Origin of the sequence: Sphingobacterium anhuiense (assembly GCF_042686355.1) — a bacterium.
Classification (GTDB): domain Bacteria; phylum Bacteroidota; class Bacteroidia; order Sphingobacteriales; family Sphingobacteriaceae; genus Sphingobacterium; species Sphingobacterium anhuiense.
This window is the reverse complement of the sequence record NZ_JBHUPE010000020.1, coordinates 234,151-247,667: the sequence shown is the minus strand read 5'-3', so window position 1 is coordinate 247,667 and position 13,517 is coordinate 234,151. Positions and strand designations below refer to the sequence as shown.

Genomic DNA, 13,517 nt, shown 5'->3' with positions numbered 1-13,517 from the left:
TTTTCTACATCTTAACTTTTTTATCAGATTTGATGATTCTCTACTTGAAGTTATCCACATTGTGAATTAATATTGTTGATAACTATAATGCTTGTGTTTTATGTTATCCACATTTTATTATAAAAATGTGAATAAGGTATTTATGCAGGATTTAATGCTTTATGACTGATTAAATAGTATTTAAAGCTGTATTTTTTAAATTTTAGTTTTACAAAAAAAAAGTATTAAACATTTATATTTTTTCTGATAATCTTTTTAAACTTATTTATACTGTCCATAAATAACTAGAATATATGTGAATAGCCAAGTGTTAATAAGTTAAGATTACTACAATTATTAACACGTTATGTTAGTTATTAACAATAAAATGTTAATAACTTATTGCGACCAAACATCTGTTACACGGTAAAAAAACTCTTCAACTTTTACTTTCCTGGTAATGAGAAATTTAACTATTTTTTTTATAAAAGGATATATTTTTCTTTTTAGACAACTTTAATTTGATATAACTTAGTTGGTGTACATAATACAGCCTTAGTGTTTTGTATACATTACCAATTTAAACCGATTAAATTAAATAACGGTCTTGTTTAATAGACTATTGGTATACTTCCAATAGAAACAGTCTGTTTACCTAATTTAATTAACATCAACTATTTTAAACCAAACTAAAAAATTATGAGCAATCTTAATTTAGGTCAACAGCAATGGAAGAAAGCCTTTTGGATGGGAGCTATCGTCTCTTTATCTACAATCTGCCAATCACCAGTGCTTGCAAATCCAAAGAGTTTAACTTTTATGAGTTCGACTCAGGAAAAGATTTCAGTTAGTGGCATAGTCACTAATACAGATGATGGTTCACCGATTGCGGGGGTCACTGTATCTGTTGTCGGGACAAATGTCGCTACCAAGACAAATCAAAAAGGGGAGTATGTTTTGACAAATGTTCCAAGTGACGGAAAGCTGAGTTTTCGAATGATCGGAATGACTTCTACAGATGAAGAAGTTAAAGGAAGAACCAGTATTATGGTGAGTCTGGTTAGTTCCAACGCCAATCTAGAAGAAGTGGTTGTGGTTGGTTATGGGGTGCAAAAGAAGGAAACTGTTACAGGATCTGTAGTCGCTGTAAAAGGTTCTGAACTATCGAAGTCACCAGCTCTCAATGTTTCCAATGCCTTAGCGGGCCGGGTACCAGGGGTTATTGCAACAAATGGATCGGCAGAACCAGGTTATGACGGATCAACAATAAGTATCCGCGGAACCAATACCTTAGGGAATTCTAGTCCATTAATTGTTATTGATGGAATTCCGGCACGCCAAGGTGGTTTTGAACGATTAAATCCTGCTGATATTGATAATATTTCAGTTTTAAAAGATGCTTCTGCAGCTATTTATGGAGCCAGAGCGGCAAATGGAGTTATTTTGGTAACGACCAAAAGGGGAACAAACGGAAAACCTAAATTATCGTATAATTTTAATAAAGGATTTTCGCAACCGACGGTCATTCCAAAATTGACAGATGCCGTTGAATATTCCGAATTGCGAAACGAACTCGAGATTTATAAATTACCGGTAGCAGAGTGGGCTGCAGCACAAAATGCCTTCAGAACGACCGGAACTTTTATCCGTCCAAACAGTACAGCCGTTTCCGCTCCTTTTACACCAGAAGATGTTCAATTATTTAAAGATGGCAGTGATCCGTGGGGACATCCTAATACAGATTGGTATGGGGAAACCTTAAAGAATTGGTCTCCTCAAGAGAAGCATAATGTACAGATTACCGGAGGAAATGATGCGGTGAAATATCTAACCTCAATTGGATATCAGAATCAAGATGCCTACTATAAAAAATCTGCAACCGGATATAAGCAATATGACTTAAGAATTAACTTGGATGCCAAGATAAGTAAATACATCACAACCAAATTTGGAGTTTTAGGGCGTCAAGAAAATAGGAATTTCCCAACTAAAGGAGCCGGTACTATTTTTAGAATGTTGATGCGGGGTAATCCTACACAACCTGCTTATTGGCCAAATGGAATGCCTGGACCTGACATTGAAAATGGTGAAAATCCTGTTGTGATCACGACTAACGAAACAGGTTATGAACGCGATAAAAGATATTACTTTCAAACCAATGGACAGATTGATATTACAATTCCTTGGATAGAAGGCTTGAAGTTTTCTGGTAACGCAGCTGTTGATAAATACATTAAAAAAATTAAACGTTGGGAGACGCCTTGGTACCTGTATACTTGGCAGGGAGCTTATGAAGCTGATGGAGTAACTCCACAATTGGTACCGGGTAAAAGAGGTCCGGCAGATCCAAGGTTAAACCAATCTGATGAAGATCAGTTGAATATTTTGCTGGGCGGTGTATTAACTTATGATAAGGTCATTGGTGATCACACATTTAATATACTAGCTGGGGTAAATAGAGAAACAATCCAAAATGATAACTTCTCCGCTTATCGACGTTATTTCTTGTCAGATAATATTGATTATTTATTTGCTGGAGGGGATGCTGAGAAGAATAATGATGGTAGTGCATGGCAGCGAGCAAGATTGAATTATTTTGGAAGGGTAAATTACAATTATAAATCGAAATATATTGCTGAGTTGTTATGGCGTTATGATGGTTCTTATATGTTCCCTCAGAAAACGCGTTACGGATTTTTTCCTGGCGCAATGTTGGGATGGGTAGCATCTGAAGAAAAGTTTTGGAAAGATAATATTAAAGTCGTCAATTATTTTAAGGTCCGTGCTTCTTACGGGCAGATGGGTAATGATAATGTTGAGTATGATAATGTTCTTCAAGAATATCAATATTTCTCAACATATAAATTTGGGTCCTATATTCTTGGAGATGAAATGATTAAAACCTTGTATGAAAGCCGTGTTCCAAATAATTTCATTACTTGGGAGGTTGCTAACAATTATAACTTAGGTATTGATGCACAACTTTTAGGAGGCAAGATTAATTTTGAGTTTGATGTTTTTAAAAATAGACGAAATTCAATCCTATGGAGACGGAATGCATCTATTCCTCAAAGTACAGGTATGACGTTACCTGCTGAAAATATCGGCAAAGTCGATAACAAAGGATGGGAGTTCAATTTAGGTTATCGCGATCAGAAAGGAGATTGGGGATATAGTGCTTCCATCAATGGTGGGTATGCTAAAAATAAAATTGTATTCTGGGACGAAGCTGCTGGAGCACCATCTTGGCAGCAGACAACTGGTAGAGTGATCAATTCCGGGTTGTATTATCAATATGATGGTGTATTTAAAAGTCAGGAGGAGATCAATTCTAATACCCTGGATTATTCGGCAATTACAAATAATCTTCGTCCTGGGGATATGAAATATAAGGATTATGATGGTGATGGAAAGATTACGCCGGATGATCGTGTGCGGACAAATAAGAATACCAACCCAACTTTTCAAGGGGGGTTGAATCTGGGATTACGGTATAAGAATTTTGATCTATCCATCTTATTTCAAGGAGCTATGGGTGGCGAAGTGCGTATTGCTACAGATGAATCTGGTGCAATTGGTAATTACTTACACGAATTTTATGAAAATAGATGGACGATCGATAATCCTAGTTCTGTGCATCCGCGTATTACAGATCGTTCTGATCAGTATTATTCCAGTGGCAATACTTATTGGTTACATTCAAACAATTACCTGCGTTTAAAAAATGTGGAAATTGGTTATAATTTAAGTGCAAAACTTGTGGAGCGCTTAGGTATTTCAAGTTTCAGAGTTTATGCGAGCGGTATGAATTTAGTTACTTGGTCCAAATTGAAAATGTACGATCCCGAGTCGACTAATACCTTGGGACATTACTATCCTCAAGCTCGATTAATCAACACAGGAATACTTTTATCTTTTTAATTCGCTATCTTATGAGAACAATAAAATTATTTTATATACCGATTTCTGCATTATTATTTACGGGGTTACTTACCAGTTGTAATGATGATTTTGTTAATACAAAACCACTGGCAGAGGTTCCAAAAGAGCTTGTCTGGACAGATGCTGGACTAGCGCAGGCATTTGTAAATGATCTATATAATGGATTTGGACAGGGAGGTTTTAATGAGCAAATGTTAGCTTCGTTGACAGACGAGTCCATGTTTACCCATCCGGGTAGAGGAATCAATACCATTACGGAGAGTAGATCCAATCCAGCGGATCAGGGATGGATTGTTGATTCATATGAGTATGGAAACATGTACAAGCGTATCCGCGCCACTAATATTGCGATTGAAAATCTTATTACGCCAAAATTTAATAATGAAGCGCTAGCGAAACAGATGTTGGGAGAGGCTTATTTCTTAAGAGCCTATTACTATCAGCAACTTTTGCGTTTCTATGGTGCAATTCCATTGATTACTAAGATTTATACGCTTGAAGATACGGATTATACTGCTGCTCGAAATACGTATGAAGAATGCGTCAATTTCATTGTTAAAGATTGCGAACAGGCAGCTACTTTATTGAGTGGGGTGGCAAAAGTAGATGGTCGTACCAGTGAGGCTGCAGCTTTAGCTCTAAAAGCTCGTGTGTTACTTTATGCTGCTTCCGATTTGCATGATGTACCAACGGCAAAGACTAAATCTTCAACTATATCGGCATATGCTAACCCAGAACTGTTAGGTTATGTATCTGGAAGTCGTACAGAGAGATGGCAAAAAGCTAAAGCAGCAGCAAAGGCGGTGCTGGATAAATCTGAACTGGCATATAAATTAAACTTATCAGAACCGGTTTCCCCTTCAGAAGGGAGAGCAAATTATATCGCTTTAGCGATGGGGGGTAATTCAAAAATTGCCGATGCTGATGCAAAACGGGATTTAATTTTAGGAAGATTCTTTAATGACTTGAAAGATGAAGGTGGTGCTTATGTAGGGCGTAACAATGGACCTAATGGCTATCATAACTGGGCAGGAAATAGTCCTACGCAATTACTGGTAGATGATTATGAGACATTGTCCGGTGAAAAATTTAATTGGAATAATTCTGTTCACGCAGCAAACATATATACCAATCGTGATCCTCGCCTTGGAGCTTCAATATTATATGACGGTGCTACTTGGAAACCAAGAACAGATGATGTTAAGAAGAGAGATCCTGCGAATCAAATCCAAACAGGTCAATATGAGGTAATCAATGATAAGGGAGCGAAAGTCATCCAGTATGGGTTAGATACGCGTAATTCTCCGGTTGAAGATTGGAATGGTAGTTATACGGGATATTATATGCGTAAGTTTGTTGATGCGGATCCTGCGATTGTTGATCAAAATACCAGACAACGTGTGCCGTGGCCAGTACTTCGTTATACTGAGGCCGTACTGAATTATGCAGAAGCTTGTCTTGAATTGGGGGAGGATGCTGAAGCACGTACATGGCTCAATAAAATTCGGTTCAGATCCGGAATGCCTGCAATTGATAACGATGAATCTGGGCAAAAATTAAAAGATCGCTATCGTAATGAAAGGCGTGTTGAATTGGCTTATGAGGAACACCGCTTCTTTGATACACGCCGTTGGATGAATGCCAAGGAAACGATAGGGAGACAAGTTACTTTAATTAATATTTTTGGGACTTTAAAAGCGGGTAAGCTTGTGAGTCTTTACCAATATAATACAGACAATTATAGCTACTCCTATAAAGTGAATACAATTGCACCTGGGATAGAAAATAGAAATTGGTTGGATAAAATGTATTTCATATCCATTCACCGAGATGAAATGAATAGAAATACCAAGTTGATTCAAAACCCGGGTTACTAGTTTTAATTAGCTAATTAATAAAATGGGGTTATCTTGAGTAAGTCATGACTTTAATTATAAAAGTTTCATCGTGCTTATTTGAGATAACCTTTTTTTTGTTAAAATAAATGAATGCGAACCAATTGTTCCCATTCGTCGTCAAGTGAGCCTATAAATTCCGGTTTCTTAGCACGGTTATACCAGTAGCGTGCATTCCAAAGATCTTTTTCTTTACGGTGTAGGTAAGCATGCACATGTGCCGATTTTGAATCTTGTAGATGATCGATTAAATCATGGGCTTTTTGCCAATCACCTTTTTTATCCCACCAAAGTGATTCGAGCCATATAGAAAGTTCAGACGGTGGAACTGCCAATACGGTGGAAGATGAAAATTTTTCAAATGTTAACATGCTTCTAAAATAGCGAATAATGTCAACATAAAAGGGTGATTTTATTAAAATCACCCTTTTATGTTATTTAAATCTGCTTGCTAATGCGGCTAATTTTGAAGCCATATCAGTCTCAGGTTCTTTTTCTTTTCGCTCTTTGTTGTGAAAACTTTTTGGCTCACGCTTCTGTTTTGGAGATGAAGTGGCTTCACTTGTTTTCATAGAAAGACCGATGCGATTTCTTTTCTCATCAATTTCAGTTACTGTAACCTCCACATGTTGCTGTACTTTTACAACTTCGTGCGGATCTGAAATAAAACGGTTCGAAAGTTGGCTTAAATGTACAAGTCCATCTTGGTGAACGCCAATATCAACGAAAGCACCAAAATTAGTAATATTCGTTATGATACCCGGTAATTTCATTCCTACCCTTAAATCCGATACTGCATTTACACCATCAGTAAAAGAGAAAGCTTCGAATTTTTCACGTGGATCCAGTCCCGGTTTTGCCAATTCGGCGATGATATCATTCAGTGTCGGTAGACCAACTTCATCAGAGATATAATTTTTCAATGGTATCGTTTTCCTTAGTTCGGCATTATTCAATAGGTCATGAACACTTGTTTTAAGATCTTTAGCCATTTGCTCGACCAATTTATAACGTTCAGGATGTACTGCTGATGCATCTAAAGGATTTTCAGCATTGCGGATTCGTAAAAATCCGGCAGCCTGTTCAAAAGCTTTATCTCCCAACCTCGGTACTTTCTTCAATTCACGACGTGATTTGAAAGGTCCGTTTTCTTTTCTATAATTGATGATCGATTGTGCCAAAGCAGGACCTAAACCAGATACGTAAGCTAGAATTTGTTTTGATGCGGTATTTAATTCAACACCTACATTGTTCACACAGCTCATAACTGTATCGTCAAGTGAGCTCTGTAATTTGTTTTGATCAACGTCATGTTGATATTGTCCTACACCGATCGATTTTGGATCGATCTTCACCAATTCTGCTAACGGATCCATCAATCTGCGACCAATAGAGACAGCGCCACGCACCGTGATATCCTGATCTGGGAATTCATCTCGTGCAGTTTCTGAAGCAGAGTAAATAGAGGCGCCACTTTCATTAACCATCACAATAGTAACTTGATCTAGATTCAGTTTACGGATGAAATCTTCTGTTTCCCTTCCTGCTGTTCCATTACCGATAGCAATGGCTTCGATATCATATTTTTTTACTAAATAAGGTATAGTACGTGTTGCTTCAGCTAGACCACCAGCACCACTATGTGGAAATATAGCCGTATTTTCTAGTAAAGCACCTTGCTGATCCAAAACGACAGTTTTACAACCCGTTCTAAATCCAGGATCGATTGCTAAAATTCTTTTCTGTCCTAATGGGGCCGCCAAAAGTAGTTGACGTACATTATCTGCAAATACTTTGATTGCTTCTTCATCCGCTTTCTGACGTGTTAAAACCCGAATTTCAGTTTCCATAGAAGGTTTTAATAGTCTTTTAAAGCTGTCTGTCAAAGCTAAGCGAACTTGCGCCGCAGCTTCATTATTAGCTTTGATATAAAGGTGGTCAATTGCAGGAAGAACTTCCTCTTCAGCAACTTCGATGTCCAAATAGAGAAGTTCCTCTTTCTCACCACGACGCATGGCCAAGACACGATGTGAAGGTGCATTTTTTAATGATTCTGACCATTCGTAATAATCTTTATATTTTAATGCAGCTTCTTCTTTTCCTGGAACTACCCGAGATACAAACTGGCCTTTGTCCACAAATATTTTACGCGCTTTATCTCTTACTTCTGCATTTTCAGCAATTGTCTCGGCAATAATATCGCGAGCACCAGATAGTGCCTCTTCGATCGAGTTGACACCTTTTTCTTCATCGATAAGTGATGTCGCTAAATCGGTGAAATCTGTACGTTCCTGCGCTAATAGCAGGTCAGCAAGCGGTTGCAGTCCCTTTTCTCGAGCCATACTTGCACGTGTTTTACGCTTAGGCTTGTAGGGAAGGTAAATGTCTTCTAGATTTGCCATCGTCTCTACATGCTGGATTTTTAACGCTAGTTCTGGAGTTAATTTTCCTTGATCTGAGATTGATTTTAAGATGGCGTCCCTTCTTTTATCTAAGTCACGTAATTGTTGAATACGGTCACGGATGGTCGTAATTTGTACTTCATCTAGACTGCCCGTCATCTCTTTTCTATAACGTGAGATGAAAGGTACTGTAGCACCTTCATCTAATAATCCGATTGTTGTTTGTACTTGTTTTTCGCTAATCGCTAATTCCTTCGAAACTATAATTTCGTGTGTCATAAATAGGGAATGTAATATTTATTAAAATAGAAAGCTGCTGGAAATAATCCAACAGCTTTATTTGACGATATCTTATTGAAAATAATAGGCTTAAACTTATGCTTCTTTAGAAGGCTCTTCTGCTTTTTTAGCGGGATCAACTGCTGTTTTTTCAACAGATTCAGTTGTATTATCCTCAGTTGCCGCTGTTTGTCCGTTATCTGCAAAATGATCGTTGTAACCATATTGAAAATGGTTTGGCTCTTCACCATATTCAGGCTGACGGCTATACTGCATAGTTCCTTCAGGTGCGGTAAACTGAGGCGTTTTCTTTTCGGATTCATCTTTGTTCTCCGCTTCAGCCTCTTCTTTTACTTTTTGTTCTGCTGCTTGGGCTTCTGCCAAAGGATTTTCCTCTATTTTTAAATCAATGTCTTTTTCGAAATTATTAATTTGATCGGAAATTTCTCTTTTGATACCTTCTGAAGCATCTTTAAACTCTCTGATCCCACGCCCTAGACCTCTTGCCAATTCAGGAAGTTTTTTACCCCCAAATAATAAAAGAGCGATAACCAGAATCAACATCATTTCTGATGTTCCTATGTTAAGAAATGCAAATATTTGACTGTACATTTTACTATCGTTTTAATAAATTATAAATGCTAAGTTACAGCAATATTTTAAAAATGAAATAGTGTTTAAGGAAATATTAACATTTCAATTGTAAAAATTTAGTGTGCTAATTTGACATTTTCATTATGATTTATTGATAGATAAGAAATGTAGGATTGGGAAAAATCTCGTACTTTTGGAATCTTTTCAAATTAAGTAGCGGGAAAATATGTTGAAGCGATTAAAATCTTACAAGCCTTATTATTGGAGCACTTTTATACTAGCGGGACCAGTCGTGATCTCTCAACTTGGTCATACCATGGTACATATGGCAGACAGTGTCATTGTAGGGCATTTTGCAGGTACAGTTCCTTTGGCTGCGGTATCATTGGTCAATGCGGTCTTTATGGTCGTTATGGTTATCGGTTTGGGTATTGCTTACGGAATTACCCCATTAATTGCTCAGGAAAACGGACGTGGCAATAAAGAAGAATGTGCCAAGTTGTTATCGAATAGTATTTGGATGAATGCTATAGCAGGTATACTCTTATTTTGCCTCGTATATTTTGGTTCTATGTTGGCTATTGATCATCTTGATCAGGATCCAGCGGTGGTAAAAGAGGCGAAACCTTATTTACTTATTCTGAGTCTATCAATTTTTCCTTTGATGATTTTCAGTGCATTTAAGCAATTTGCTGAAGGTTTAGGTTTTACTAAACAAGCCATGAATATCACCATATGGGGGAATGTTTTAAACATTATTTTAGCAGTTATTTTTGTTAAAGGTATGTTTGGTATCAAACCTATGGGCGTCAGCGGGGTAGGATACAGTACGTTGATCGACCGTATTATGATGATGGTCGTCATGTTGTTCTATGTTATGAGATCTTCTTATTTTCTGCCCTACATCAGCAAATTTAAGCTATGGGCTGTTGATCTTATCCGGATTCGAAAAATTTTAAAAATAGGAGCACCTGTAGCCATGCAATATGTCTTTGAAATAGGTGCATTTGCAGGAGCCTCATTGATTGCAGGAACTATCGGTGCTGTTGAGCAAGCTTCACATCAGGTTGCTATTCAATTAGCTGCTATGACTTATATGATGGCAAGTGGAATTGCGGCGGCTGCAACTATTAAAACAGGGAATAGCTTTGGTAACAAAAACTTCTTTCGTTTACAGCGTTTTGCAGTTTCCTCTTATCAATTGGTTTTAGTATTTATGACATTGACGGCTTCACTTTTTGCTATCTTTAATAACTACCTTCCTTTTATTTTCACAAAGGACATGGCAGTAGTTACTATTGCAGCCCACTTATTAATTATAGCTGGATTGTTTCAGCTTTTTGATGGAACTCAGGTTGTAGGTTTGGGCATATTAAGAGGTATGGGCGATGTTAATATACCGACGTTAATTACTTTTATTGCCTACTGGATCATCGGATTGCCAAGTGGATATTTTATGGGAGTTCATTTAGGAATGGGCGTCGAAGGAATCTGGTATGGTTTGACTTTGGGCTTGCTCACATCGTCTGTTTTATTATACTGGCGTTACCGTATTGTAATTCATAAACATTTGAATGCTTAGCATTAAAAAAAGGCTTCTTTTAATTTAAAAGAAGCCTTTTTTTAATATTTTATATAACCGTTAGATTTCGCGATTAATATCCCAGTTCTCTAAGTAATCGGCCACTCTTTTCAAAAATGTTCCTCCCAATGCTCCATCTATGACACGATGATCATAAGATAGTGAAAGATACATCATCTGTCTGATACCAATTAGATCACCATGTTCTGTTTCAATAACAGCAGGTTTCTTTTTAATCGTACCAACGGCCAGAATAGCTGCTTGAGGCTGATTGATAATGGGGGTACCCATGATATTTCCAAAAGCACCAATATTAGTAAAGGTAAATGTCCCACCTTGGGTATCATCAGGTTTTAACTTGTTAACACGTGAGCGATTAGCCAGATCATTGACAGATTTGCTAAGTCCCACTAAGCTTAATTGATCTGCATTTTTGATTACAGGAACAATTAGATTACCATTTGGAAGTGCGGCGGCCATTCCAATATTGATATTTTTCTTTTTGATAATATGATTCCCATCAACAGAAATATTGACCATAGGGAAGTCTTTTAGCGCTTTAGCTATTGCTTCAATAAAAATAGGAGTGAAGGTGATATTTTCGCCATCTCTCTTTTTATACACCTCTTTCGCCTTATTGCGCCAGTTGACCAAATTAGTAACATCTGCTTCCACAAAAGAGCATACATGTGGTGAAGTCTGTACACTTTTCACCATATGATCTGCGATGATCTTGCGCATACGGTCCATCTCGATGATTTCATCACCTCCTGAATTTATAGTATGAGCAGTTTCAACTGGAGTTGCAGCATACTGTTCTTTTTTCTCGGGAACAACAGTTGCTACTGGTTGAGGTGCACTTGTGCTAGTATAATCAGTACCAGTCTGCTCTCTTTTGCGTGTTACATATTTTAAAATATCTTCTTTGGTTACACGTCCCTCAGAACCTGTTCCAACAACCTGATCTAACTCTTGTTGACTTAAGCCTTCATGAGAAGCTATATTTTTGACTAAAGGTGAATAGAATCTAATTCCATTATGAATGCTGGACTGATGATTTTCAATAGCAGGTTGAATCTGATTTAATCCTGGTATTTCTATTTTTTTATCTTCAATCTGAATCGTCGTCGGAGCAACTTCTAATTTGTCTTGATTTTTCTCTAATGCTGATTGTGTATCTACTGTTGGAGATTCTATTCCATCTTGCTCACCTTCGATCTCAATAATGGCAATTATATCACCTACTTGTGCAACTTGATCAATTGAAAAAAGTTGTTCTTTTAATATTCCTTTTACTGGAGAAGGTACATCCGAATCGACTTTATCAGTTGCTATTTCTAAAATTGCTTCATCTTCACTAATGGTATCACCTGGTTGTTTTAACCATTTTGTTACAGTAGCTTCAGATACACTTTCCCCCATTTTAGGAAGTAATAATTTATATAATGCCATAATAATTCAACTGCAATCCTTTTAAATACTAAGTTAGTTATTTTAAGGTTTATATTTTACAAAGTAAAATATAATTTTTGATAAATCAATTTTTGCGGAATAATATTTTACAAATCAATGCCTATCTGATGTTCTTTGACAAGTAATTGCCAAAGCATGAAAAGCGCTAATTGTCTGGTTCGTTCGATATTTATTGTTCTGTCATTTTGAAATTGGAACTTTCTCGCAATGGTTTCTTTTTCACCGGCAATTGCTATCCAAACTGTACCTACCGGCTTTTCGGGAGTACCTCCTGTTGGCCCTGCAATTCCACTGGTTGCAACCGCGTAGTTTGTATCAAATTTATGTTTAGCACCTTGAGCCATTTCAATAACAGTCTGTTCACTTACTGCTCCGTATTGACTCAGTGTTTCTTCTTTAACATCCAAAAGCTGTTGCTTTAACTTATTTGAATAAGGAACAGTTCCACCCACATACATCGCACTACAGCCAGGTACCGCAGTGATTAAAGCGGCAAGACTGCCTCCAGTACAGCTTTCTGCTGTTGTTAACGTTAATTGGTGACGAATAAATTTCTGAATTAAAAACTTTTCTATTGAGGTGTCATGATTTGCAATGACATGATCAGCAAGTCTGTCGATCAGCTTACTTGCGAATTCTTTTGTTTCTTTTGTAATGTCGTCTTTATGAGATCCAGTTCCCGATAGCCGTAACCTAACAAAGGCTAGGGTGGGCAAGTATGCGAGTTTAATATGTGCAGGTAATTCTGATTCTAGATCCGCTATTTTTTCAGCGAGATAAGATTCACCAATTCCTCCAACGATAATATTTTCTTGCGCCAGATAGGTTGTGTTATCTTGTTTGCATAGTATGGGTAATACTTGTGTGTTCATGAGATGTTTCATTTCAAAAGGAACACCAGGCATAAAGATATAGGTGGTAGCACCTTTTTTTATGAGCATACCCGGAGCAGTACCGTATTGATTGAACAGGATAGTACATCCTTTTAACACATCCGCTTGCTGTCTGTTGATTTCCAGCATTTCTTTTCCACGAGCTTCAAAAAATTGCGTTACATGCTGTAAGACCTCTTCATCGCGTTGTAGGAAAGTATCAAAATACTTCGTCGCAGTTTGCTTGGTTATATCATCTTTCGTAGGACCTAATCCCCCTGTAATGAGTACAACATCCGCCTGATCCTGACTATTGGATAATGCATTGAAAATAGCTTCCTCTTTGTCCGAGATCGAAAGAATCTGTATTACTGAAATATTATTGTTTTGAAGCTGAGTCGCTATCCAGGCTGAATTGGTATCAATAATTTGACCGATCAGGATTTCATCCCCTATGGTTATAATTTGTGCTTTCATGGATATATAATAAAAGAAACGT

The 13,517-nt window shown here is 37.2% G+C and carries 8 protein-coding genes; 3 read left to right on the top strand and 5 right to left on the bottom strand.

The window, feature by feature from the left end; translation table 11 throughout:
* The first annotated feature begins 678 nt into the window (after nucleotides 1-678).
* Both ACFS6I_RS24265 and ACFS6I_RS24260 read left to right on the top strand, forming a co-directional pair.
* The gene (locus ACFS6I_RS24265) at nucleotides 679-3,900 is read left to right on the top strand and encodes a SusC/RagA family TonB-linked outer membrane protein (protein WP_380924414.1); all 3,222 of its coding nucleotides are present in this window, start codon (nucleotides 679-681) and stop codon (nucleotides 3,898-3,900) included.
* 11 nt (nucleotides 3,901-3,911) lie between these two features.
* Complete coding sequence (locus ACFS6I_RS24260; protein ID WP_380924412.1) at nucleotides 3,912-5,798, top strand: RagB/SusD family nutrient uptake outer membrane protein; 1,887 nt, start codon at nucleotides 3,912-3,914, stop codon at nucleotides 5,796-5,798.
* Between the two features lie 98 nt (nucleotides 5,799-5,896).
* On the opposite strand, the gene ACFS6I_RS24255 is transcribed toward ACFS6I_RS24260, so the two are convergent.
* The 3 genes from ACFS6I_RS24255 to ACFS6I_RS24245 form a co-directional block, all read right to left on the bottom strand.
* On the bottom strand, nucleotides 5,897-6,187 hold the full coding sequence (locus ACFS6I_RS24255; RefSeq protein ID WP_132772114.1) for a hypothetical protein: 291 nt from the start codon (nucleotides 6,185-6,187) through the stop codon (nucleotides 5,897-5,899).
* A gap of 63 nt (nucleotides 6,188-6,250) precedes the next feature.
* Nucleotides 6,251-8,497 (bottom strand): Tex family protein, encoded by a 2,247-nt coding sequence (locus tag ACFS6I_RS24250; RefSeq protein WP_380924410.1) that lies wholly within the window; start codon nucleotides 8,495-8,497, stop codon nucleotides 6,251-6,253.
* A gap of 96 nt (nucleotides 8,498-8,593) precedes the next feature.
* Nucleotides 8,594-9,109 carry a Sec-independent protein translocase subunit TatA/TatB gene (locus ACFS6I_RS24245; protein WP_346582764.1) on the bottom strand — a complete coding sequence of 172 codons (516 nt, stop codon included), beginning with the start codon at nucleotides 9,107-9,109 and terminating at the stop codon, nucleotides 8,594-8,596.
* A gap of 208 nt (nucleotides 9,110-9,317) precedes the next feature.
* Between ACFS6I_RS24245 and ACFS6I_RS24240 the strand changes: the two genes are divergently transcribed.
* Entirely contained in the window at nucleotides 9,318-10,673 is a 1,356-nt protein-coding gene (locus ACFS6I_RS24240; protein WP_380924408.1) for an MATE family efflux transporter, read from the top strand.
* A 60-nt stretch (nucleotides 10,674-10,733) separates the two neighbouring features.
* On the opposite strand, the gene ACFS6I_RS24235 is transcribed toward ACFS6I_RS24240, so the two are convergent.
* Both ACFS6I_RS24235 and ACFS6I_RS24230 read right to left on the bottom strand, forming a co-directional pair.
* Nucleotides 10,734-12,125 carry a dihydrolipoamide acetyltransferase family protein gene (locus tag ACFS6I_RS24235; protein ID WP_380924406.1) on the bottom strand — a complete coding sequence of 464 codons (1,392 nt, stop codon included), beginning with the start codon at nucleotides 12,123-12,125 and terminating at the stop codon, nucleotides 10,734-10,736.
* 107 nt (nucleotides 12,126-12,232) lie between these two features.
* Entirely contained in the window at nucleotides 12,233-13,495 is a 1,263-nt protein-coding gene (locus ACFS6I_RS24230) for a competence/damage-inducible protein A (RefSeq protein WP_380924404.1), read from the bottom strand.
* Nucleotides 13,496-13,517 lie beyond the last annotated feature (22 nt).